The organism is Microcoleus sp. S28C3 (assembly GCF_036700785.1).
Taxonomy (GTDB): Bacteria; Cyanobacteriota; Cyanobacteriia; order Cyanobacteriales; family Microcoleaceae; genus Microcoleus; species Microcoleus asticus.
On sequence record NZ_JAUBPO010000048.1, the window covers coordinates 1 to 23,268 of the forward strand.

At 47.1% G+C, this 23,268-nt stretch carries 19 protein-coding genes and 1 tRNA gene; 13 read left to right on the forward strand and 7 right to left on the reverse strand.

Going from position 1 to position 23,268, the window contains the following annotated elements; all coding sequences use genetic code 11:
• The first annotated feature begins 102 nt into the window (after positions 1-102).
• Together QUA13_RS15755 and QUA13_RS15760 are read left to right on the forward strand one after the other, a co-directional pair.
• Positions 103-888, forward strand: a complete 786-nt coding sequence (locus tag QUA13_RS15755; protein WP_333199906.1) for an ABC transporter ATP-binding protein — start codon at positions 103-105, stop codon at positions 886-888.
• A gap of 320 nt (positions 889-1,208) precedes the next feature.
• The gene (locus QUA13_RS15760) at positions 1,209-2,117 is read left to right on the forward strand and encodes an ABC transporter substrate-binding protein (RefSeq protein WP_333199908.1); all 909 of its coding nucleotides are present in this window, start codon (positions 1,209-1,211) and stop codon (positions 2,115-2,117) included.
• 128 nt (positions 2,118-2,245) lie between these two features.
• Here the strand turns inward: QUA13_RS15760 and QUA13_RS15765 are convergent, their stop codons facing one another.
• On the reverse strand, positions 2,246-2,605 hold the full coding sequence (locus QUA13_RS15765) for a hypothetical protein (RefSeq protein ID WP_333199910.1): 360 nt from the start codon (positions 2,603-2,605) through the stop codon (positions 2,246-2,248).
• A gap of 325 nt (positions 2,606-2,930) precedes the next feature.
• Here QUA13_RS15765 and QUA13_RS15770 point away from each other — a divergent pair, with 325 nt between their 5' ends.
• The 5 genes from QUA13_RS15770 to QUA13_RS15790 all read left to right on the forward strand — a co-directional run bounded on the left by QUA13_RS15770 (position 2,931) and on the right by QUA13_RS15790 (position 9,127).
• Positions 2,931-3,662, forward strand: a complete 732-nt coding sequence (locus QUA13_RS15770; RefSeq protein WP_333199912.1) for a response regulator — start codon at positions 2,931-2,933, stop codon at positions 3,660-3,662.
• Between the two features lie 10 nt (positions 3,663-3,672).
• Positions 3,673-4,281: an adenylate/guanylate cyclase domain-containing protein gene (locus tag QUA13_RS15775; RefSeq protein WP_333199914.1), complete on the forward strand. Its 609-nt coding sequence runs from the start codon at positions 3,673-3,675 to the stop codon at positions 4,279-4,281.
• 84 nt (positions 4,282-4,365) lie between these two features.
• Positions 4,366-5,301, forward strand: coding sequence for a fused MFS/spermidine synthase (locus QUA13_RS15780; RefSeq protein WP_333199916.1), 936 nt, complete (start codon positions 4,366-4,368; stop codon positions 5,299-5,301).
• A gap of 176 nt (positions 5,302-5,477) precedes the next feature.
• On the forward strand, positions 5,478-8,720 hold the full coding sequence (locus QUA13_RS15785) for a HEAT repeat domain-containing protein (protein WP_333199918.1): 3,243 nt from the start codon (positions 5,478-5,480) through the stop codon (positions 8,718-8,720).
• 185 nt (positions 8,721-8,905) lie between these two features.
• The gene (locus QUA13_RS15790; RefSeq protein ID WP_333199920.1) at positions 8,906-9,127 is read left to right on the forward strand and encodes a HEAT repeat domain-containing protein; all 222 of its coding nucleotides are present in this window, start codon (positions 8,906-8,908) and stop codon (positions 9,125-9,127) included.
• A gap of 78 nt (positions 9,128-9,205) precedes the next feature.
• Here QUA13_RS15790 and ccmS read toward each other — a convergent pair whose 3' ends face one another.
• From ccmS to QUA13_RS15820, 6 genes are all read right to left on the reverse strand, one after another.
• The gene (gene ccmS, locus QUA13_RS15795; RefSeq protein WP_172188674.1) at positions 9,206-9,637 is read right to left on the reverse strand and encodes a beta-carboxysome assembly chaperone CcmS; all 432 of its coding nucleotides are present in this window, start codon (positions 9,635-9,637) and stop codon (positions 9,206-9,208) included.
• Between the two features lie 277 nt (positions 9,638-9,914).
• Entirely contained in the window at positions 9,915-11,711 is a 1,797-nt protein-coding gene (locus QUA13_RS15800; RefSeq protein WP_333199923.1) for an ABC transporter ATP-binding protein, read from the reverse strand.
• 102 nt (positions 11,712-11,813) lie between these two features.
• Positions 11,814-13,277, reverse strand: a complete 1,464-nt coding sequence (locus QUA13_RS15805) for an RtcB family protein (protein WP_333199925.1) — start codon at positions 13,275-13,277, stop codon at positions 11,814-11,816.
• Positions 13,278-13,470: 193 nt separating this feature from the next.
• The gene (locus tag QUA13_RS15810; protein ID WP_333199927.1) at positions 13,471-13,623 is read right to left on the reverse strand and encodes a hypothetical protein; all 153 of its coding nucleotides are present in this window, start codon (positions 13,621-13,623) and stop codon (positions 13,471-13,473) included.
• 5 nt (positions 13,624-13,628) lie between these two features.
• Complete coding sequence (locus QUA13_RS15815; RefSeq protein ID WP_333199929.1) at positions 13,629-15,464, reverse strand: APC family permease; 1,836 nt, start codon at positions 15,462-15,464, stop codon at positions 13,629-13,631.
• 67 nt (positions 15,465-15,531) lie between these two features.
• Positions 15,532-16,371 carry a prephenate/arogenate dehydrogenase gene (locus QUA13_RS15820; protein WP_333199931.1) on the reverse strand — a complete coding sequence of 280 codons (840 nt, stop codon included), beginning with the start codon at positions 16,369-16,371 and terminating at the stop codon, positions 15,532-15,534.
• A 38-nt stretch (positions 16,372-16,409) separates the two neighbouring features.
• On the opposite strand from QUA13_RS15820, the gene QUA13_RS15825 reads away from it, so the two are divergent.
• The 6 genes from QUA13_RS15825 to QUA13_RS15850 all read left to right on the forward strand — a co-directional run bounded on the left by QUA13_RS15825 (position 16,410) and on the right by QUA13_RS15850 (position 23,249).
• Entirely contained in the window at positions 16,410-17,972 is a 1,563-nt protein-coding gene (locus tag QUA13_RS15825; RefSeq protein ID WP_333199932.1) for a pentapeptide repeat-containing protein, read from the forward strand.
• A 96-nt stretch (positions 17,973-18,068) separates the two neighbouring features.
• On the forward strand, positions 18,069-19,631 hold the full coding sequence (locus tag QUA13_RS15830; RefSeq protein ID WP_333199934.1) for a pentapeptide repeat-containing protein: 1,563 nt from the start codon (positions 18,069-18,071) through the stop codon (positions 19,629-19,631).
• Between the two features lie 79 nt (positions 19,632-19,710).
• Entirely contained in the window at positions 19,711-21,240 is a 1,530-nt protein-coding gene (locus QUA13_RS15835) for a pentapeptide repeat-containing protein (protein WP_333199936.1), read from the forward strand.
• A gap of 22 nt (positions 21,241-21,262) precedes the next feature.
• Complete coding sequence (locus tag QUA13_RS15840) at positions 21,263-22,771, forward strand: helicase C-terminal domain-containing protein (RefSeq protein ID WP_333199938.1); 1,509 nt, start codon at positions 21,263-21,265, stop codon at positions 22,769-22,771.
• A gap of 65 nt (positions 22,772-22,836) precedes the next feature.
• On the forward strand, positions 22,837-23,049 hold the full coding sequence (locus tag QUA13_RS15845; protein ID WP_333199940.1) for a DUF2839 domain-containing protein: 213 nt from the start codon (positions 22,837-22,839) through the stop codon (positions 23,047-23,049).
• Positions 23,050-23,177: 128 nt separating this feature from the next.
• Positions 23,178-23,249 (forward strand) — tRNA-Val (locus QUA13_RS15850).
• Positions 23,250-23,268: the final 19 nt, after the last annotated feature.

The following is a 23,268-nucleotide window of genomic DNA, read 5'->3' on the forward strand; positions in this document are numbered from 1 at the left end:
GGGAATCTCTCTCTAAATTCACCATAATTTCTACTCAGCTCCTTCTGAGTAAATTTGTGCTTAGTCTAAACTCCAGTAACCAATAACCAATAACCAAATATAATGTCTTTAGAAATTCAAAACTTAACTGGGGGTTACGGCGAAGTTGCGATCGCCCACAACATCACTTTATCTTTACAACCTGGTGAGTGGTTGAGTCTCATCGGTGCCAACGGTTCTGGTAAGTCTACTTTCTTGAAGTTAGTTAGCCGCATCCTAACTCCGCAGCAAGGAAGTGTGTTGCTTGATGGCAAAGCAATTCATACTCAACCTGCGGCTGTTGTCGCTCAAAAATTAGCGATTTTGCCGCAGCAGCAAACAGTGCCAGAAGGTTTGACGGTAAGGCAATTAGTGAGTTTGGGACGTTCTCCTCATCAGAGTTGGTGGCAGTGGGAATTGAGCAAGGAAGATGCGGAAAAGGTGGAAGTTGCGATCGCTCAAACTGGGATTGAGGAATTTCGCGATCGCCCTGTCGAACAACTCTCAGGAGGCGAACGCCAGCGCGCTTTTCTCGCCTTAGCTTTGGCTCAAAATCCGCAAGTTTTGCTGTTAGATGAACCTACTACTTATTTAGATATTTGCTATCAGTTGCAATTGTTAGAATTGCTTAACCAACTAAATATCCAACAAAAATTAACGATTATTACGGTGCTGCATGAAATTAATTTAGCTGCTAGGTACAGTTCGCGGATTGCTATGTTAAATAAAGGCAAACTTTTTTGTGTAGGAACTCCCGCACAAGTTTTAACTCCTGAGAATTTAGCTCAGATTTTTGGCGTAGAAGCTATCATTTTAGAAACTTCTGTAGGCTTGCAGATTTGTGCGATCGCTCCCACTCTTCACACTTAATGTTTTTATGATAAGTATAACCTTGCCCTAGCACTAAGTTCTCAATTTATTCATAATTATTTCTATTAACTGATTGCCGCAATCCGCTGTTATATCTGAGTGTCACAGGCTTTAAACTATTGCCTAGTCTTGATTCCCAAGGGTGGAATAAAACTTAAGAGATACTTAAAAAATCCGCATTCAGGCAACAAAGGCGGTTTTTTATACAAAATATACCGTAAATTATTGATATTTAAATCATTAAGCGCTAAAGTGCGATCGAACTTCCCGTCCATTCTGTCTCTACCGCGCCTAAACTCGCTGTAACTCCAGCCTAAACTATGTACAAAACTTTGTTTTCTCGTACCGCTATCCTGCTGCTGAGTTTAGCATTTGCCGCTTGCTCCGCCGCAACTCCACCACAACTTCAGCAATCAACTCCTGCTGTTTCGCCATCAGCAAATCAACCACAAACAACTAACAGCGAATCAGTAGAAAAAGTTGTAGCTTTAACACCTTTAACCGCCGATATTATCCATCAACTCGACAAAACCAAACTTGTAGGAATTCCCGGCAGCAAATTAGTCAGCAGCAACTCCAAATTTACAGGAATTACCGCAGTCACTGGCGAACGCACCCCTCCCAATTTGGAAAAAATTATCGCATTGAAACCGGATTTGGTGGTAGGTGCGTCGGGATTTCACGACCAAACAATGCAGAAATTGCAGCAGCTTGGAATTAAAACTTTACTCACTCAAGTTGATAGCTGGACAGCCCTAGAAGAGTTAACAACAACCTTAGCTAAATCCCTCAAAGCCAATCCCGAACCTCTGTTAAAACGCTACCAAACATTTTTAGCAGACATCCCGAATCAAAGCCCCGCCACTTTAGTTTTGATAAGCCGACAACCGATTTTATCGCCCAATAAAAGCAGTTGGGCTGGAGATTTACTGGGTAAGTTTAACGTAAAAAATGTCGCAGCCCAATTGCAAGGAGATAGCCCCGTTCGAGGCTACGTGACGCTTTCAGCGGAAAAGATTTTAGAGGCTAATCCCGAAGTAATCATTTTAGTCGATCGGGGAGAAGGAATTTTAGACCAATTTAAATCGGATTCATTTTGGAATCAACTAACAGCCACAAAAAATAATCGAGTTTACGTTTTTGACTACTACGGATTGGTCAACCCAGGTAGTATCGAAAAAATTGAGCAAGCAACTGCTAAACTTAAACAAGTTTTCGCTAAAAAGTAGAGCCCCGATTTTGAGAGATAAAAAATTTCTTTCTCTAAAAGTGAGAAAGCTAACAGCACTCAAAAGCACGCAGCGATCGGAAACCTGGTTTTTGAGCCTGATTCCCAATGCTGTCCGATCGATCGGCCTTACACCGGTAACAGCGGCACACCGCGCAACAGGCGCAGGGAATTGATACAAGCCGGACAGTCGCAGCCAAACATCGCCACGGCGGCATCGCTTTCTTCTTCGGAAAAGTCCAGCATTGCCACCTGTTCGTCAGCAGGGCGCTGCCAACTGATTTTTGGTTGAGAATTAGCAGCAGCGGTTTTGGCGGGGAGGCGCACGCAAGTCAGGCGCTGAGTGTGGGGCGATCGCACACACTTGGGCGAATCAGCCGATTGGCCTGGTGTTTCAGTAATTTGAGCGGGATTTGCGATCGCGCTTAAAGACATCACAGATCCAAACAGCGTTGGACTTACCAATAAAGTGAGGAGCAATCGATTCATTTGTCGTCCTTCAGAACTTCAACGTATACAGTAGCCGATTATCTGTTGCAATTCAACAAAGTTTTCGTCCGACATCAGTACGATTTGCCGTAATTAAGGCTTAAAAGCCGCATATTTGCTACCAAAACCTTGAACAATTATCCGCCTATTGAAAACCAGCATTTTCTGATAAGTATCACCTTTGCTTCCCTGTTTAAGATTTGTTGCAATTTGAGTAAATTTAGATTGCGAGTGATAACAAATTCATCCTATGCGGGTAAACTGATTTCAGCAAGGACAACTCGCAGCAGCGGACAAGTTTACCTCAAAAACCAGGTGGGGAGTGATGAGTACAGTTTTAGTTGTGGAAGATTCCCGCAGCCAGCGCGAGTGCATTTCACATCAGTTGAGATGCAGCGGATTGAATGTAATTCAGGCATCTGACGGTGTGGAAGCGCTGGCTAAAATGGAGAAAAATTGCCCCGATTTAGTATTATTAGATGTCATAATGCCCCGTTTAGACGGCTACGGCGTTTGCCGTTTAATTAAAGCTAATCCCGAAACTCGGAACATACCGGTGGTATTTTTAACAGGGAAGGGACAGCAGTTAGCTTTATTTTCGAGGTTCCAGGGCGATCGCGCCGAGGCTTATGTTAGCAAACCTTGGCAGCCGAGGGAACTTTTGGCAACGATAAAAAAAGTTTTGCTCAATGCCAATATTAAGTTCGATCGAGCTTCTGCTGACGCTTGGACGGAATACGGAATTTTAAATTTAAATACAGTCGAACTTTATCAAAGCCACGCCGATGCTTGGACAAAATACAGCCCCCAAATTATTAAATTGTACGATTCCAGCTTAGCAGCTTTCGAGCAAGCTTTGGCAATAGAACCGAGTCACTCGAATGCTAACAAGTATCGCAACCGAGTTCAGACAATCCGGGCAATTTTGAGGAAAAAATTAGAGCAAACTAAACCTTGCAAAGTCTGCGATTATTATTACGGTAGGGACGGGCTAAACTGTGCGGTTCATCCTGCTGGCCGCCCTCAAGAACTGTGTCGCGATTGGGAATTAAATTAAATAAACTTAAATGAAAACAAATAACCGGGCTAACTTGGAAAAGTTGCTGCAAGAAAGAAACGAACATCCCGAAAGAATGGATGAAATTGATGAAAAAATTAATGCAACTTTCCGCAAAAATTACGCAATTTTAGTAATGGATATGTCGGGATTTTCGCGCACGACAGTCCGCTACGGAATCATTCATTTTTTGGCAATGATTCACCGGATGCACGGAATTGTCAAACCAATAATTTCAGAATGTGGCGGTACTGTAGTCAAGGAGGAAGCCGACAATATTTTTGCAGTATTTACCGACGTAAAATCGGCGGTGGAAGCTGCGATCGACTCTGTGAAACAAACGGCGGCTGTTAACACGACACTGCCGCCGGAAATGGACATTCACCTCTGCATTGGTATTGGTTGCGGCGATGTTTTGATGCTGGAAGGAGAGGATATGTACGGTTCCGAATTTAATCTGGCATCGAAGCTGGGAGAGGATTTGGCGGAACGGGGAGAGATTTTGCTCACCTCAGCAGCCTTTGAAAATTTGGAAGGTGACAAGCAAGATTGGGAAAGAATGGATTTTTCGATTTCGGGTTTGGAGTTGGTGGCATACAAACGGATACTGTCTGCTTAATTTATATATTCGCGATTAAAATCGCATTTACACAAACTTTCGTCCGCCTGCGCAGACTAAGAAATAAGTGGGATTTGGTATGACATGATTGACGATCGCCAAAATTGGCAACGTATGAATTTAGCTGCCCTTCAACAGCGGCTGGCTTGGCTGCAACAACAGCCAGACAAAGTTATTTTTTGCAAAGATTCTGGTGTTCACTATGTTGCAGTCACAAAAGATCGATCGCACATTAAGCTATCTTTAGTAGAAAAAGTTAATTTGCATACAGATTTACTGCAATCTGTATTCGATTTCAACAATCCTTTACATCTAGTGTCTGAATATACTCAGGCGATGATGTTGGGTTTAGTGTGGCAAAACCAACCTCAAAGAATCTACATAGCTGGTTTTGGCGGCGGCAGAATTCCCTTAGTGTTGCACCACTATTTGCCCGAAACTGTTATAGAATGTGCCGATGTCGATCCGATCGCGATCCAAGCAGCTACACAGTGTTTTGGGGTGCAGTTGGACGATCGCCTGAGTGTGACAATTCAAGACGGCAGAGAGTATCTGGAACAGCAAAAACCCGATATCCAGTACGAGATCATCATGACCGACGTATTTTTTGGCAACGGCTACTTTCCGCACAGGCTGGCCACCAAAGAATTTTATCAACTCTGCGAAAAACGCTTGTCAAGGGAAGGAGTTGTGCTGGTAAATCTGCTGCAAAGAGATGAGTTTTATGCGGAAAAAATCAAGACTTTTCAAAGTGTCTTTTCTCAGGTATGCGTGTGTCCGTGGAAGGACATTAACAGCGTTTTGATTGGTACTAAAAGCGCTCTTTTAGAGAAAGACGAGATTGTTGCTAGGGCAAAATATTTGCAAGATGGCTATCAATTTTCATTTCCATTAACAGACAGATCACAGGAAGTAAAATTAGGTACTGAATTGGCGGAAGCTATACCTAATTTAGATCGATCTCAAATTTTGCATGACGATGCGCCGCCTGTTGGTTATTTTGATTCTTGGTTGCTTTGATATTGATAATAAGTCCGGGTTTACTCTTTGTGGAACCGGCATCTTGCCTGTTCCTGATGCGGCTTTCACGGTTTTGATGCGTAATCAGATGATGTGATTTTTTGCCAAATTTTCAGCATAGATCGCCGATCGAGAAAAATTCTATAATAAATCCATATTCTAAAATCTATAATCAAATGGCGACACCAGTTGATTTTCCTAAATATCTGCAATCCCTGGTTGAGTCTTATAAAAAACAACAGCATCTCTACACCCTGACGGATTTACAGGTGGAGGTGCGGGTGGAAAAGCCACCGGAGGATCGATCGCAACCTCGATCCGCAGAAAATAAACCAGAAACGAAAATCGATCGGCTGGAAGTGCTGGCGGGAATCCGCAAGTACGTGCAGCAGGGAAATGTGCTGCTAGTGGGCAAGCCAGGTTCGGGAAAATCGACGGTTTTGCAGCGTTTTCGGTGGGAATTGGCACTAGAAGCGCTCAAGGAGGGCGATCGACAGATTCCGGTGTTGGTGCAGTTGAGGAGCGATCGCTCGATCGTAGATGCAATCTGTGCCGGATTTCGACAGGGAAAGCTCAGGGTTAGCCCCGACCAGGTGGATGATTTGCTGCTGGATCGCAAGTTGCTGCTGTTGTTGGATGGGGTGAATGAGATGCCATCGCAACAACGGCGGCAGGAATTGCAGCAATTTCGCGAGGAAAATTCCGATACGCCGATGATTTTCACGACGCGGGATTTGGCGCTGGGTGGGTTTTTGGGTATTGAGAAAAAGCTGGAGATGTGTGCGCTGACGCAACCGCAGATGCGGGAGTTTGTGCACAAGCATTTGCCGCAACATGGGGATTCGCTGCTGCGACAATTGGGTGATCGCCTGCGAGAGGTGGCGGAAACGCCGTTGTTGTTGTGGATGCTGTGTGAAATATTTGAACCTACCCGGAAAATTCCCCAGAGTAAGGGCGAGTTGTTTCGGGAGTTCGATCGCCGATATGACAAGTTTAAGGATGTTCCCTTGGTTTCGGAGGATTTTCGGCGGTTCAAGTCGGATCTTTTGCAGCAGTTGGCTTTTGCGATGTTGCAGGGCGACTCGCAGCGCCCCACGGATGGCTTGGTGGCGATTTCTCGCGATCGGGCTGAGGGGATTTTGGAGTGCTGGTTGCGCGATAAGAAGGAACAGGAACCCCTAAAGAAGGCGAAGGAATGGCTAGAAGATTTGCTGAAACATTATCTGTTGCAGGAGGCTGCAGAGCTGGATGACATTGAGTTTCATCACCAATTATTTCAGGAGTATTATGCGGGGCGGGCGTTGCTGAAACTGTTTGATGATAAGCATCCTGATGCGATGGATGCTCAACGGTTACAGCATTTCTATTTGAATTATTTTAAATGGACGGAGCCTCTGGGGTTCATGCTGTCGTTGTTGCCGGATGAGGTGCAGGCGGTGCGGGTGGTGCGGCTGGCTTTGGAGGTGGATGTGATGTTGGGGGCGCGGCTGGCGGGGGAGGTGCAGCGGGATTTTCAGAAGCGCACGGTTGGGTTGGTGGATGGGTTGGATGTGCCGGGGTGGTTAAAGGTTGGGCTTTTGGGGGAAGTGCGATCTGATGAAGCGATTCCGAGATTGCTCAAATTCGTTGAAGATTCAGACTCGGATGTGCGTAGTAGCGCGGCAAATGTGTTAGGCAAAATTGGTTCCGAGGCAGCGATTCCGGGATTAATTAAACTCGTTGAACATTCAGACTATGATGTGCGTTGGAGGGCAGCAGATGTGTTAGGCAAAATTAGGTCCAAGGCTGCGATTCCGGGATTGATTGAACTCGTTGAACATTCAAACTCTGATGTACGCAGAAGGGTGGCAGATGCCTTAGGCAAAATCGGTTATGAGGAGGTGATTCCCGGATTACTTCAACTGGTTGAAGATGCAGATTTTCAAGTGCGTAAGATAGTAGCAAATGCTTTAGAAAAAATCGATTCCGAGGCAGTGATTACGGGATTGCTTAAACTTGTGCAAGATTCCAATTATGGTGTGCGTAAGAGCGCGGCAATAGCCTTAGGCGAAATTGGTTGTGAGGACGTGATTCCCGAATTACTTAAACTGGTTGAAGATTCAGACTGTAATATGCGTTGGAGGGCGGTAAAAGCCTTAGGTAAAATTGGTTCTCAGGTGGCGATTTCGGAATTGCTTAAACTCCTTGAACATTCAAACTCTGATGTGCGTAGTAGCGTTGTAAAGGCTTTAGACGAAATCAATTCCGAGGCATTGATTCCGGGATTGCTTAAACTTCTTGAACATTCAAACTCTGATGTGCGTAGTAGCGCGGCAGATGTCTTAGGCGAAATCGGTTCCGAGCTGGCGATTCCCGGATTGCTTAAACTCCTTGAAGATTCAGACTCTTATGTACGCTGGATTGCGATATATGCCTTAGGTAAAATCGATTCCAATCTGGCGATTTTGGTATTGCTTAAACTTCTTGAAGATTCAGACTCTGATGTACGTTGGATTGCGACATATGCCTTAGGCGAAATCGGTTCCGAGGAGGCGATTCCCGGATTGCTTAAACTCCTTGAAGATTCAGACTATGGTGTGCGTATGAATGCGGAAGATGCCTTATATAAAATCGGTTCTGCGGCGAATCCAGGATTACTTAAACTCCTTGAATATTCAAACTCTAATGTGCATTTGAAGGTGGCAGATGAGTTAGGTGAAATCGGTTCCGAGGAGGCGATTCCGAGATTGCTTAAACTCGTTGAAGATTCAGACTCGGATGTGCGTATGAATGCGGCAAATATGTTAGCCAATATCGCTAAGCAGCACAAAGAGAAAGTCGCCTCCCATCTCCCCCACCTCCTCACCTTAATTCCCTCCGAATCCGTCAAAGAAGTTCACCGCCTCATCCTCGTCATCCAAGCCGCCTGCAAATACTACAACTACGAGATACGTCAGTTAGCTCTACTCCCGGAAAGTGGCAAGCAGTCGGCGAATGCTTCTGCTAACGTATACATACAATCTGTCGAGAAATTCAAACTCATGTCAAACGAACCACCCATCTTCCACCAACAAAATGCCACCATAGGCGTTAACTATGCCGCTGAAAACAGCAATCCCAAGGTTATTCAAAAAATCGAAGCCGCCCAGCAATCCTCCCCTGAAGCTGCACTAAATGCAGTAGTGCAAATTATTCAGGCATTGGAAAAAAAGTATACCTATGTGCAAGACGAGGAACAAGCACGCAATATTATTGATGCAGAATTTAAGGAAATCAAAGAGCAAAAACCCATCGAGTGGCAAAACCTAATCAGCTTCAAACGGGTTTACAACGGTGGCAAAAAAGCAGTGCTGAAAGTTGGCGAACACTTCGCCGAATCAAGCGTCTGGGGCAAAGCAGGCGTTGGCTTCATCGAAGGCATATCCGAAGACGTGAAATAGCCAGCCAACCCAAAAGTTTGCTGAAATATTGCAACATTTTTAATAAGGCTTTCAGGGCGGGCGAGACGCCCACCCCAGAAGAAAATTTACTCTTTGTGGAACAGGCCCAAAAGCCTGTTCCTGACAGAGATGCAAGATGTAAAATAAAACAGCAGTAAGCTCTATGCAAACCGGAGGCTCACAGCATGATTCAAAATCCCGCATACTATCAGATGGTGCTAGAAACCTTGTGCACCGCCCTAGAGGATGCCCGCCCCGCTGTCAGGGCGAAAGCAGCAGAAGCACTGGGAAAAATAGGAGATGTCGCCATCGCGCCCATATTAGTTAAAGCCTTCAAAGACACCTCGCCAGAAGTCCGTTCCAGCGTCATCCAAGCCCTCGGACAACTGATACTAAATGAGGCTTAAATACTCCTTTCATTTCTTAGTCCCCCTCGGCTCGGACTTCGTTTGTGTAGACGCGATTTCAAGATCCGAGTAATCTTATCATTTCATACATTCAACCATCTGCTGTTCGAGCTTAGCCAACAATGTATCAACATCTGTTGCGGCTTCCTCAAAACAAACAGGAGGTTCAGGCTTAGGTTCAAAAAGAATTAACTTAATTTGACCTTCACCGATCGCCAAAATCGCCACTTCCTTCTCAGGCTTGTGAGCGTTCAACACACCTACAACTTCCTGAATATGACTTCTCACTTGACGGTTCAACTCCTCAACCGCCTCTTTCTTACAATACACAAAACGCGCAGTTTCTGCAATATCAATTGCTAAAATCTCCTCGCTTTCCTCTCCCCTTTCCAGAAATAGCCCCCAAGCCAAAGCAGCCAATTCATGTTGATTAGCTTTCACGAATTTATCTAATTTGCGGCTCCAGCTATTTTCGTTGGGTTTGGACTCAGGGCTATCAAATAGAAACATTTTCTCTTCTTGTTTGTATAAACTAATATTTTACAGTCAGCAGTCACTTGTCAGTTGGCAGTTGTCATTAGTTAGAATTAAAATTACCAATTATATCATGTCTGGTTGATTCGCGATCGGATAATTTTCGATATCGTAAGGGCGGCTTTTACCAACAATCTACGTGTCAAACTAATTATCTCATAAACCCGCCCCACCGATATAGTTATGATGCGACCAGACATGATATTAGCAATTACTAATTACCAATTCCCAATTACCCAAAACCGCTGCGTTTCTATCTTATACCAGATTGCACGCGCCAGAGCGCCGCATAAACTCCGTCCTGTTCGATCAGTTGTTCGTGCTGCCCCGATTCTACCACTAGCCCCTCTTCCATGACACAAATGCAATCGGCATTGCGGACAGTAGAAAGACGGTGGGCGATCGCAATTGTAGTGCGATTCTTGGTAATCCGTTCGAGCGATCGCTGAATAGCCGCCTCCGTCTCGTTATCCACCGCTGAAGTAGCTTCGTCAAGGATCAAAATCGGCGGATTCTTCAAAACAGCCCGTGCAATTGCTATTCGCTGCCGCTGCCCCCCCGACAATTTTTGACCGCGTTCCCCTACAATAGTGTTGTAACCGTCGGGCAATTGCGAAATAAACTCGTGAGCCTCCGCAATTTTAGCAGCATTTACTATCTCTCGATTGCTTGCCTCAAAACTGCCGTAAGCAATATTTTCGGCCACCGTACCGTGAAACAAAAACACATCTTGACTCACCAATCCGATCGCTCTGCGCAAATCTTTTAAATTCAGGTTATTTAATTCTATACCGTCGAGATAAATATTGCCGTACTGTACCTCGTACAGCCTCAAGATGAGTTTCACCAGCGTACTTTTTCCCGAACCAGTAGCGCCAACAATCGCAGTAGTTTTTCCAGCAGGCAGAGTCAGGGAAAAATACTGCAAAATCGGCTTTCTTTGATTGTAAGAAAAAGTAACATTTTTAAATTCCAACTCACCCTTAATCGAACTAACCGGCCGCCGAATATCACCCGTGTGAATCGCGATCGGAGTATCCAACAAATTCATCACCCGATTAGTAGAAGCCATGGCGCGCTGGTATTGATCCAGAGTATCTCCCAGGCGAGTCAGCGGCCACAACAACCGCTGAGTCAAAAACACCAAAACGCTGTAAGTTCCCACAGACAACCTGCCCGCCACAACCTCCAAACCGCCCAGAAATAGTGTTGCAATAAACCCCAAGAAAATCACAACCCGAATCAGCGGAATAAAAGCTGCCGAAAGTGCGATCGCCCGTCGGTTGCTTTGGCGGTAAGCTTGGCTTTGTGTTTCGATGCGCTGAATTTCATAGTCTTCGGAAGTAAAACTTTTAATAGTAGTAATTCCCATCAAATTATTCGACAGTTGCCCGTTCAGAAAACTCACCTTTTCCCGCACATCAGCATAGAGAGGAGCGAGGCGATCTTGAAAGGCGATCGATCCCCAAATAATAAAAGGTATCGGCAGCATTGACAGCCCAGCAACACCAGGAGAAGCAGCAAAAAAAGCCGCGCCAATCACAACAACAGTGGTAATTACCTGAATTACCTCATTAGCGCCGTCGTCCAAAAAACGTTCGAGTTGATTGATATCATCGTTGAGAATAGAAATCAAACCGCCAGTGCTGCGTTCTTCAAAATAAGCTAATTCTAATTCCTGCAAATGGCTGTAAGCTTCCAGGCGCAAATCGTGTTCGATATCCTGAGCCAAATTGCGCCACAAATAATCATAGGCATATTCAAAAACAGATTCCAAAGTCCAAACAATCGCGCTCAAAAGAGTGATAATTGCCAGTTGCCAAAAGACATCTTTGATGCCCCACTGAGCGAGGATAGAATCTTGCTGTTTCACCACCACATCAACGGCAATACCGATTAATGCTGGCGGCGCTAAATCGAAGAATTTATTCAGCAGCGAACAGATACTTGCCAGCCAAGCTTTCAGGCGGTAGCGGCGGCCGTACTTCAGCAGCCGCTTTAGGGGATGGACAGGTTTTGATGGATTTGGTGATGCTTGAAAATCATTCATAGGGCATGGGGCATCAGAAATAGGGCAGAGAATTAAAAATTAGTAGGGTGCTCGGCGCGCACCTTACCCTTGTTTAATTTTTAATTCTCAAAAACCCCGTTCCTAGGCTTTAAACGTTAACACTGGCTTCATTTTAGCGACTACACCAACTATTTGCGCCTCAACCTGAACGTCAATTACTGGTTGAATTGGCTTGTAAGCTGCCGGTGCTTCTTCGATTCTGCGTTCTTCGCGCAAGGTAATGCAATCTACGCCGGTTAATCCCAAAGCGGAGTCAGTTTTGTCAACACCTTCGCGACTCATATCGAAGCGCGATCGCGCCCTTCCTGCACCGTGAGATGCCGATCGCAAAAATCGATCGTTCCCCTTCCCAACCAGCAAATAAGACGGCGCGCCCATCGAACCCGGTACAATTACAGGCTGGCCCAAATGTGCGGGACAAGCGCCCTTGCGCGTTACCCAGCCGGCACCTTCAGCTAAAGTGATATTGTGAGGCACATCGTATACTAAGGGAGCTTCGACATCGCCGAAAACTTGCCGCAAACGCCAGCGCAGAAGTTCTGCTAGCAGCAAACGGTTGATAAAACCGTAGTTAGCGGCTGTTGCTTCCGCTTGCAGGTAGCTGTTCACAAGTTCGGGATTTGCTGCGACAGACAGCGGAAAAAGCCGGGATTCAGGATGTTTCAGAGTTTTCGGCCAGGCGTCGCAAGCTCGATCGCGCCACATTCCGCCGATGTATTTGCCGACATTCCGCGAACCCGAGTGAACCATGAAAGCGATTTGTCCCGATCGAACTCCCCAAGTATAAGCCGTAGCTCGATCGACAACTTCCTCAACCACTTGAATTTCCACAAAGTGATTGCCGCCGCCGATAGTACCTAAGCCGCCATCCCTGACTAAGCCGTCGTTTGGGACTAATTCTTCGGGAGCCCATTTCACATCGCCATTCATGGAACCGCCGAGGAAAGTGCGATCGCACTCTGACGCCAACTGCTGGAAATCCGAATTAGCTGCGCTGCCGGTTGGCTTGTCTCGCAAAGCATCCAGCCATCCGGGAATCCCGTGTTGGAACATCGCGCCAGCAGTTTTTGCAGTCATGCTGACATCGCGAGTACCGAAGAAATAATCGCCTTTGAGCAATTCTACAAATCGATCGCGCTGACTGAGGAATTGTTCGATCGACAAATCCGCAACGTGTAACCGCATCCCGCAGTTAATATCGGAACCTGTGGCCGCCGGAATCACCATTCCTACTGTTTGGACGATCGAGCCGATCGCCACCCCCGAATCCCCCGGATGGAAATCTGGAGTAGCGCAAGCGCGGCAAACGCAGCCGCCTTGAGGGTGACGAACATTCGCCAAACTTGCTAACTGTTTGAGCGCCTTTGCTTCCACAGGAAAATCCTCTGGGAGCAAAACTTCTGCTGTTGGAGCATCGGCATCTTGCCCGTGTTCTTTCAGAGAACTATTCAGAGAAATAGAGTAGACTTTATTGTCGTAACTAACATCAAGACCTTGCCGAGACAAAGCTCGCAAAAGCCTGTTCAAGTTTTTTGGCTGCTGCATAAATAGTCTGTTGCGGATTGCATAGCAATCCCCAAGAGTTGAAGAGATTTTTTAGGGAACAAAAGACTTGGGTTCAGCAGCCGCAATCTTTTTCAAGATAAGTTGAAAGGCAACTTGTCTAATGACTAAATTTATGACATATCAGAAATGATATGTCAACTATTTCATTGAATTTTTAATAAATATATATCATTTACCAAGCAGTGTCAGAAATTCGGTTTCTGCCTAGATAAATCGCATCCAAACCAAAGATTTTGCAAAGAAACCCGGTTTCCTTTGTCAGCGCCTCATCCAGCATTCCAGCCTTCATTGCAGGAAGTAGGGGCAATCCCGCGCGGTTGCCCATCCCCCTTAAAGAAAATACCTAACCGTCGTCACCACCCGACTTCTTTTAGCCCGCAAAGCCGCTTTCAAAAAGAAAGCAGTTTGATTGTGCAGCAGTCCCTCCCACCAATTTCGCGTCACAAAAGCCGGAATGATCAGCGTTAAATATACTCCCGGTCGCTGCTCTTCAAACAAAGTCAAAAAGTGAGTCAAAGCCTCACCAACAGAACGGTAAGGCGATTCCAAAATTTCCAAAGGAATGTCTGACTGCAAATCTTGCCAAGCCGCTTGTAATTTTTCTCGATCGGTCAAACCAATATCTACGTGAACTGCCACAACTTCATCAGCAATTAAACGAGCGTAATCGAGGGCCTCGAAAGTTCCTCGGTGCAACTGCCCGATTAACACCACTGCCGGATGTGTCACCGTCTTAACTCTAGGTCTGCGAAGATAAGACCTCGGTTCTATTCCCTGAATGCTCAAGCGAGCCGCTACATACCGATAGTGCCGGTGAATAGCTAAAAATAGACTGACTACGATCGGAATAGTTACTACGACAACCCAAGCTCCCAAAAGGAATTTTGTAGCGAGAATTACAGCCAAAACTCCCGTTGTTGCCACTGCACCAATACCGTTCATCACAGCACTAACTTGCCAACCTTTACCTCGCTCCTTAAACCAGTGAATTACCATTCCGGATTGGGAGAGAGTAAAAGAAGTGAAAACTCCAACCGCATACAGGGGAAGCACGGCACTTGTATTGCCTTGAAAGATGATAATTAAAAGAGCAGCGCAGAAGCTTAGCAGATTAATGCCATTAGAATAAACCAGTCGATCGCCCAACAGCGACAACTGCCGGGGCAAGTACCCGTCCCGCGCCAAAAAATAACAAAGTCGCGGAAAATCAGCATAACTCGTATTCGCCGCCAACAGCAAAATTAACAGAGTTGCTGCCTGCAAATAGTAATAAAATATACCGACACCAAAAATCTGTTTTCCCAATACAGAAAGGAGCGTTTCATGTTCTGTAGGAATCACCTGATAAATATGAGCCAAGTAACTAATCCCCAAAAACATCGCTCCCAGAATTCCCCCCATATAGCTCAAAGTCAGGCGCGCATTCTTCCATTCAGGAGGCTTAAAAGCCAACACCCCGTCTGATATGGCTTCAACTCCAGTCAGGGCTGTACAGCCCGCCGCAAAAGCGCGCGCGAGCAGAAATAACCCCAAAGGTTCCTTAGCTGGAATATTTTGTAATGTCGGCATAACCTGACCTGTTGCTTGTTGGAATAAACCGCAGCCAATCAAAACAAAAATCCCAACGAGAAACGCATAGGTGGGAACCATAAATACATTGCCAGATTCCCGCAATCCCCTGAGATTGGCAAACATGATTAGGACAATAAAAAATAAGCACAGTTCAACTGTGTAGGGGTGCAGCGAGGGAACTGCTGAAGTCAAGGCTGCCACCCCAGCCGAAATACTGACTGTGACGGTGAGGATGTAATCAATCATCAGCGAAGCTGCCGCGATCAAACCAGGATAAATACCTAAATTTTCTCGCGCCACAATGTAAGCGCCACCGCCGTTGGGGTACGCTTTAATTGTCTGTCGGTAAGACAGCGCCACGATCGCCAACAGTAAAATAATAATTCCAGAAATAGGCAGCGATAAACTCAAACTGCTACTCCCCGCTAGTAACAGCACGAGCAGAGTTTCTTGAGTAGCGTAGGCAACAGAAGAAAGTGCATCGGAAGCCAGAACAGCTAGTCCAGTAGCGTTGCTCAGCCGTTCATGAATAGATGCGCTGGTGGGGAGAGATTCACCCAGTAAAAATCTCTTGAGTCGAGAATAAGTGTACATTGAAACTCAATATATAGGCGTCCACAAATCATAATCGAGACGGGGACCGTTTTAAGTATTTTTTGGCCTATAAGTTGTAATTCTCTCTCGCTTGTTGAGTCAGCTTCAGCTTGTGTTTGAGAGCTTGCCAATTTTCGGCTTCGATATCGCTGATGAACTCGTCGAGACTGTCGCGGTAAATAGAGAGCGATCGCAACAATTCCTCTCGATTGTATTTCGCCACCATCACTCCCAGTTCGGGATTGCCGCCCCCAACGCGGCTCGTATCCCGAAAACCCGAACTCGCCAAATGTTGGGCTAAATTAACAATATCCCGATCGCCCTCTCGATCGCAGGCAGCAACCAGCGTCGCGCTCGCCATGAGCGGCAAATGAGAAATCCAAGCCACAGCTCGATCGTGCTCTTCCGGCTCACATCGGTAAACTTTAGCACCCAGCGATCGTGCAATCTCCTCAACCTTATCCACCGCAAGCGCCGGCGTTTGAGCCTGCGGCGTCACCACATAAGGCCGGCCCACAAACAAATCCTTTACCGCCGCCTCAATCCCGCTTTCAGTATTCCCCGCCATCGGGTGTCCCCCCACAAAATTCGGCCACAGAGAAGACACAGCCTGCACTATGGGTGTTTTTACGGAACCGACATCCGTTACAATAGTATCAGGGGAAAGATAGGGCACCAACTCTCGGACAATCTGCTCGATCGACCCCAGCGGCGTGCAAATAAAAACCATATCGGCTGCTGCCATCAGAGACAGGTTGATGCTGGCTTCATTGACAACACCGCGAGCTTGCGCCCGATCGCAAGTCTGCTGCCGGCTCGAAACCCCAAAAACATTAAACCCGCGCGATCGCAAATCCAGCCCGATCGAGCCACCAATTAAACCCAGTCCTACAATACCGATATTCATAGCAATAAAATGGGGATATTTGATACGGTGCCGCCCCCATGACAGTCGAGGAACTCCTGAAAAAATATGCTGCCGGAGAAAGAAACTTTGCCGGAATCAACCTAACTGAGGCCAACCTCAGCGGTGTCAACTTGAGCGGAGCAAACCTCAAGGGTGCGAATCTGAGTGTAGCAAACCTGAGCGGTGCCAACCTCACCGGTGCCAATCTCACCGGTGCCAAACTCAACATCGCCAGACTCAGCGGCGCCCATCTCGGTGGCGCCGACCTCACCGACGCCGACCTCAACGTCGCCTACCTAGTGCGAGTTGACCTCAAAAAAGCCACACTCACACGAGCTAAACTGATCAGAGCCGAGCTAATTCGAGCCGAGCTCAGCGGAGCCAACCTCAGCGAAGCCAACCTCAGCGGCGCCACCCTCACCGAAGCCACCCTCCGAGGAGCCAACCTCGCTCAAGCCAACCTTCGAGGCGCTCACCTCAGCGGCGCGTGCTTGACAGAAGCCAACCTCGAACAAGCCAACCTGCAAGGCGCCGACCTCAGCCGAGCCGACCTCAGCGGCGCCGACTTGCGAGGCACAGAACTGCGGCAAGCCAACCTCACTCAAGCCGTACTCAGCGGCGCCGACCTCAGCGGCGTCAATTTGCGCTGGGCCATCCTCAGCGGCTGCAATCTCCGCTGGGCCGACCTCAGCGAAGCCAAATTGAGCGGTGCCGACCTCAGCCGAGCCGACCTCTGCCACGCCAACTTGCTGAATGCCAGTTTAGTTCACGCCGACCTGTCAAATGCCTATCTGATCCGCGCCGACTGGATTGGAGCCGACTTAACCGGAGCCACCTTAACCGGAGCCAAACTCCACGCCGTTTCGCGGCTCGGCATCAAAACCGAAGGCATGACCTGCAAGTGGGTGGATCTCAGCCCCAACGGCGACCACAGCCAAATTTACTGGTTAAACTCCGGAGGAACCCACGAATTTTTTCACGAAACCTTGCCCACAGTTCGGATTGTGATTGACTCGCCCTTAGATCAAGGCGCTCATTTTGCCCTGGCTGCAACTTATTACCAAATTGCCCAACAATACCCGAGTTTAAGTCAGCCGCCCACGATCGAAGTCAGCTCCAGGCGCACCGTACTCGCCTTTAAAATGGACAGCGACGATAAATTATTTGCCACCGCTTACGTTGCCATCATTCCTTTTAACGACGCCGCCACAACTCAAAAAAACCTGATCGCTTTGATGAAAATGATTCAATCTCACGATGCAGGCAAACTTAACGTCAAAGAATCCAAACACGTCCAATTATGCAGCAAAGCTCTCAACCAAGCTATTAGCAAAGTAGACCAAATCAAAATTTCAAGTTCTTTTCCAAAAATCGGCGAAAGCATCAATTTTTTTCAGATTCCAACACAGATGATCTTAATTAATTCCCGCGACCAAAGACTCAGCGTATATCACCACCCAGCCTTCGGCAAGCGCTTGATTAAAAAATATGACCCGAACAACTCAACCTCTGGCAAGTTAGCCGAAAGCACAAAATTGGCTCAAGCTAATATAAATACCATTTTGGATTTTATAAAAGGCTTCCACAATATAGATGTTTAGGCATATTGCATCAAGTTACAAAAAATGCTTATTCTAGTTTAAAGGTTGGCACAACAAAGCTTTGTTCTAGCTAACACATCAGGGAAATTGAAAAGCATGGATGCCGAAGAACTAATCACCAAATATGCAGCAGGAGAAAGAGACTTTACTGCCATCCTCCTTTGCGAGGCAAATCTCAGCAGGATCGATCTCAGCGGGGCTAATTTCAGTGAGGCAATCTTGAGCCTCACCAACATGAGCGGCACCAATCTATCAAACGCCAACATGAGAAAAGCCAAACTCAATGTTGCCAGACTCAGCGGTGCCAATCTCAACAAAGCCAACCTCAGCGGCGCTATCCTCAACGTGGCTAACTTGATTCGAGCCGACCTCCGCGAAGCCCAACTCGTCGAAGCTACAATGATCAGAGCCGAACTGATCAGAGCCGACCTCAGCAGTGCTAACTTGAGCGGTGCAAACCTCAGCGAAGCAGATTTGAGAGAAGCAACCCTCAGAGAAGCCAATCTAGAGCAAGCCGACCTCAGCGGAGCTCACCTCAGAGGCGCTTCTCTAACAGCGGCCAACTTGGAACGGGCCAACTTGCACAGAGCCGACCTCAGTAGGGCAGACTTGCAAGGAGTCAACCTCTGCAATGCCGAACTCAGACAAGCTAATCTTTCTCAGGCAAACCTCAGCGGCGCTGACTTGCGAGGCGCTAATCTCCGGTGGGCTGACCTCAGCGGGGCGAACCTGACCGGCGCTGACCTCGACGAAGCGAGATTGAGCGGGGCAAACTTGTACGGGGCAAATTTGAGCAATGTCAACCTGTTGAACGCTACTCTGGTACACGCGGATTTGACCCAAGCGAATTTGATTCACGCTGATTGGGTGGGCGCAGATTTGACGGGGGCGGCTCTGACGGGGGCAAAAATTTACGCGGTGTCCAGGTTTGGTGTGAAAGCAGATGACATTACCTGCGATTGGGTTGACCTCAGTCCTAACGGCGATCGCAGCCACATTCAGCGCTTTACTTCAGAAGAATCTCAAAGGTTTTTCAATGCTACACCCCCGACAGTTCAAATTATTGTCGATCGACCCCTAGACCCTGACGCTAACTTTATCCTCGCGGCTACCTACCGTCAGATTGCCCGTCAATACTCAGGTTTGAGCAATCCTCCCAGCATAGAAGTTAATTCCCGACGCACAATCATCTCATTTAGAATAGACCAAGACGAGCAACTATTTCCCACAGCTTTCGTTGCCATTATTCCCTTTAGCGACGCGGCATTTACGCAGAAAAATCTCATTACTTTGATCAAAATGATTCAACCCCAAAGTGGTAATAACCTGGGTGTCAGAGTCTCAAATATGGTAGTGCAATTGAACGTGACCCTGACCAAAACAATGAGAAAAATAGGGGAAATGAAAATTCAGCCGGTTCGCCTCGATCGCGAACCTGTGTCTAATTTTTTCCAATCGCCTACCCAAACTGTACTGTCTAACTCCAGCGCCGAAAATTTGATGGTTCACTATCACCCAGACTTTGGCAGAAACTTGACCAATTTGCCGGGAGTCAACAAAACCTCTATCAGCCCTGCAATTAAAGCCCAAAGATTCACAACCCCGCCGCTAAATACAGTCGTTGAATTTGTCAAAAGCTTTTATCAGCTCGGCGATTAAATACTATAAATTAATTTGAGATAATTTATATTCATGGTCTATAAAAGTTAGCGTACTGCCCTTTCAGTCAGGTAAAAAAATGGAAGCTGATGAACTTCTCAAACGATTTGCAATCGTCAAAAGATACAAAGAAGGTGACAGAGATTTCACAGGAATCAACCTGAATGAAGCTAATCTCAGCCGCATCAACCTCAGCCAATCAATTTTAATGCGGGCTAGCTTATTTGTCACCAACATCAGCGGCGCTAACTTGAGCGAAGCTAACTTGAGCGAAGCTAACCTGAATGTGGCTAGACTCAGCAGCACCAATCTCTCGCGGGCAATCTTAAACGGGGCTAGTCTCAACGTAGCAAACTTAGTGAGAGCCGATTTAAGTGCAGCTCAATTAATCGGAGCATCCCTGATTAGAAGCGAATTAGTCCGCTGCGAACTCAGCAACACTAACTTCACCGGCGCCAACCTGACTGAAGCAGATTTAAGAGAGGTAAAATTGACGCAGGCTAACCTGTGCGGTGCTAATCTTTCCGGTGCAAATCTCAGAGGTGCTTCGGCTTCTTCAGCTAACTTTGAAGGAGCTAACTTGCACGGGGCGGATTTGACGAAAGCAGAACTTAGCGGCGTCAATTTGAGCAATGCCGATATGAGACAAGCTTCTTTGCAGCAGGTGAATCTGTGCGGTGCCGATTTGAGCGGAGCTAATCTCAAATGGGCTGATTTGAGCGGAGCTAACCTCAACGGTGCAGATCTGAGCGATTCTAAATTCAGCGGAGCCAACCTCAACGGAGCAGATTTAAGAAATACTAATTTAGCAAATGCTAGTTTGGTTCACGCTGATTTGACAGAAACTAATTTGATTAATGCAGATTGGGTGGGCGCTGATTTGAGAGGAGCAAATTTAACTGGGGCAAAACTGTATTTGGTTCCCCGGTTTGGTATCATCGCAGACGATATTACTTGCCAGTGGGTTGATCTCAGCTCCGCCGGCGATCGCACTCAGATTCAAAAATTTAATTCGCCCTCAGAATCGAGAAAATTTTTAAATCGCACGCCCGGGTTAGTGCGAATTGTGGTAGATGCACTTTTAGACCACTCAGCCAACATCTTTTTAGCAACCGCTTACAGGGAAATAGCTCAACATTACCCGGCGATGAGCTGTCCTCCTAATATTGAAGTCGGCTACCGCCGGACAATTCTTACTTTTAGATTTGATAGCGACGAGCATTTATTTGCAGCAGCTTTTTTAGCGATTCTTCCTTTTAAGGATGCTGTACGAACTCAGGACAATATTGTGGCGATTGGCAAAACTATTGAAAGTCAAAACTTGGATAAAAAACGGATAGTGCAGTTGTGTAAAGCATTGATTGCAGCGAGGGATAATTTAAATAAATTGATATATTTGCTTTCTACTATCCCAATCGTCGATCGGACAACTAAGTTTTTTGAGTCACCTACACAAACTATTTTAATTAGTTCGGGAGAGGAGAGCTTGACGGTGAATTCTCACGGGAATTTTGGGAAAGGAGGTGCAATTCATCAGGATAGTATATTCAGTGTGCCTCTCGGTCAAAAAGTAGTTGATTTTCTGGCAAGTTTTGATTATGTTGAGTGAGGAATGTTAACAGTACAATCGATTGATTGAGGTAGAAGTCCACAACTCGCTGCTCCGCTTCCTGCGATCGAACTCCGAGCCGCACTGGCCGCATCATTTAACGATGGCGCGACTTGTGGCGCGGGCTTTGCGCTTGGGGCGCAGCGCCCTGATCCAAACGGGGCTTCCCGCTGGAGCTTACCGACAGCGGTATCGAGTCAGCTATTTGATGCCGATTTTGATGTGGCCGGAGCCTGTGATTTTAGTGGCGCCGAAACCGCTGCTGGAACATTTGCAGGCGGTGGAAATTCCGCGTTTGCAAGAGTGGTTGGAAACTGATAAGTCGATCGAGACTTATTCCGATAATTCCACTGGACGAGGATTGATGCTAGCAGATCCCGAGTCTTGGCTGGCGGCTCGCTTGGCTGCGGATTCGCCACTTCAGAGCAATATTCCGACAATTATCGACGGTGTGGATGACTTGGAAGTTTGGACGCGCGAGCAATTGACGGCGTGTTTGCAACCGGCTGACTGGAACGATTTAATGCAATCTCAGCCTTTGGAAGCCGATGCAATCCTCCAAGGGCGGGTACTGCTAACGCGGGCTTTCTTTCAGCATCCGGCGAAACCAGAGGAGTGCTATTTGCTGGAAACGGCAGAGCAAAATATTTTGGAGGGGCTGTTTGAAAGGATCGAGCCGAATTCGCTGATTCCGGCTGCTTGGAGCAATTTTTGGCAGCGGTGGGAAGCAAACGGAAAACTGCGGTGGGCGCAAATTCATCGGGAGGCTGGGTCATTTTCTCTGTTCTGCGCGCCGGTTCAGGTGGCTGAGGTTTTGAGCAAAATTTGGGATTGTCAGCCTGTAGTGTTGATTGGGGGGGCGGTGGATGTGGAACCGAAGGCTCCGATCTTCCGGCAAATGCTGGGACTGCCAGAATTGACGAGCGTGAAGTTTTCGCCCGATCGACAAAGCGAATTAATTCAACTGTACATTCCCAACTGGCTGCCGCTGCCGAATACGCCGGAATTTCAGGGAGTTTTAATTGAAGAAATTCGGACTTTGCTGTTTATGAGCGCGTCGGTGGCGGGTTTAACGGTGCTGATTGTGGGTGATGTACCGCTGAAGGCTAGGCTGGCAGCAATTTTGGCTGCTGAATTCGGTTCTCGGGTGCAGGTAGAAAAAACAGATGTGGGCGAGAATGCGATTTTGGTGACTGGGTGGGAGTTTTGGCGGGAACATCAGGGGGAATTGAGCGCGCCTCACTTGCTGGCGATCGCAACTTTGCCGCTACCTTCTTTGGAGAATCCTTTGGTGACGGCGCGTGTGGCTTATTATAAGGAGCAGCGCAGGGATTGGTTTCGGTTGTATTTGCTGCCGGCGGCGCTGAATGAGTTGCAGCGGGCGATCGCGCCTGTGCGAGAACGTCAAGGGGTGGTGGCGATTTTCGACAGCAGGGTGATTCACCGCAGTTACGGACAGCAGGTTTTAGCGGCTTTGAGTCCTTTTGCAAGGATTGATTATTTGGATACGACTTGGCTGACGCAGGCTTGAGATCACCTGTTGGCGTATAATTTGGTTAGGTATCCAGTTGAAATCTAATTTAGCAGACAAAGATTATGGGCGAATCTAAGCGTCGCAAAGAGTCGATCGGCGACGAATACGGTAAAGAAGAACGCATCCTTCCCTGGCTGCCAATCACGAAAACCCAAAGCGAAGATTTTGTGAAGTGGACAAGTCGCGGAAGCTGGATGGGGATTAGCCTTTTGGTGGCTTGGTGGATTGTAGTGCGATTCGTCGGCCCAGCGGCGGGTTGGTGGCAGGTTAACTGATGCCAGACTCGACAAATGCCTGTATTCTTGGCATTGTGTCGAGTTTAACAACTGGGAAACAAGCGGCTGATTTTTTAGGAAAATTTTAGTTGCGAATTTGGATTTGGTATGGTATCTTAATTATCTGCGGGCAATTAGCACAGTGGTAGCGCACTTCCTTCACACGGAAGGGGTCACAGGTTCAAATCCTGTATTGCCCATCGAAATTATTTTCTGATT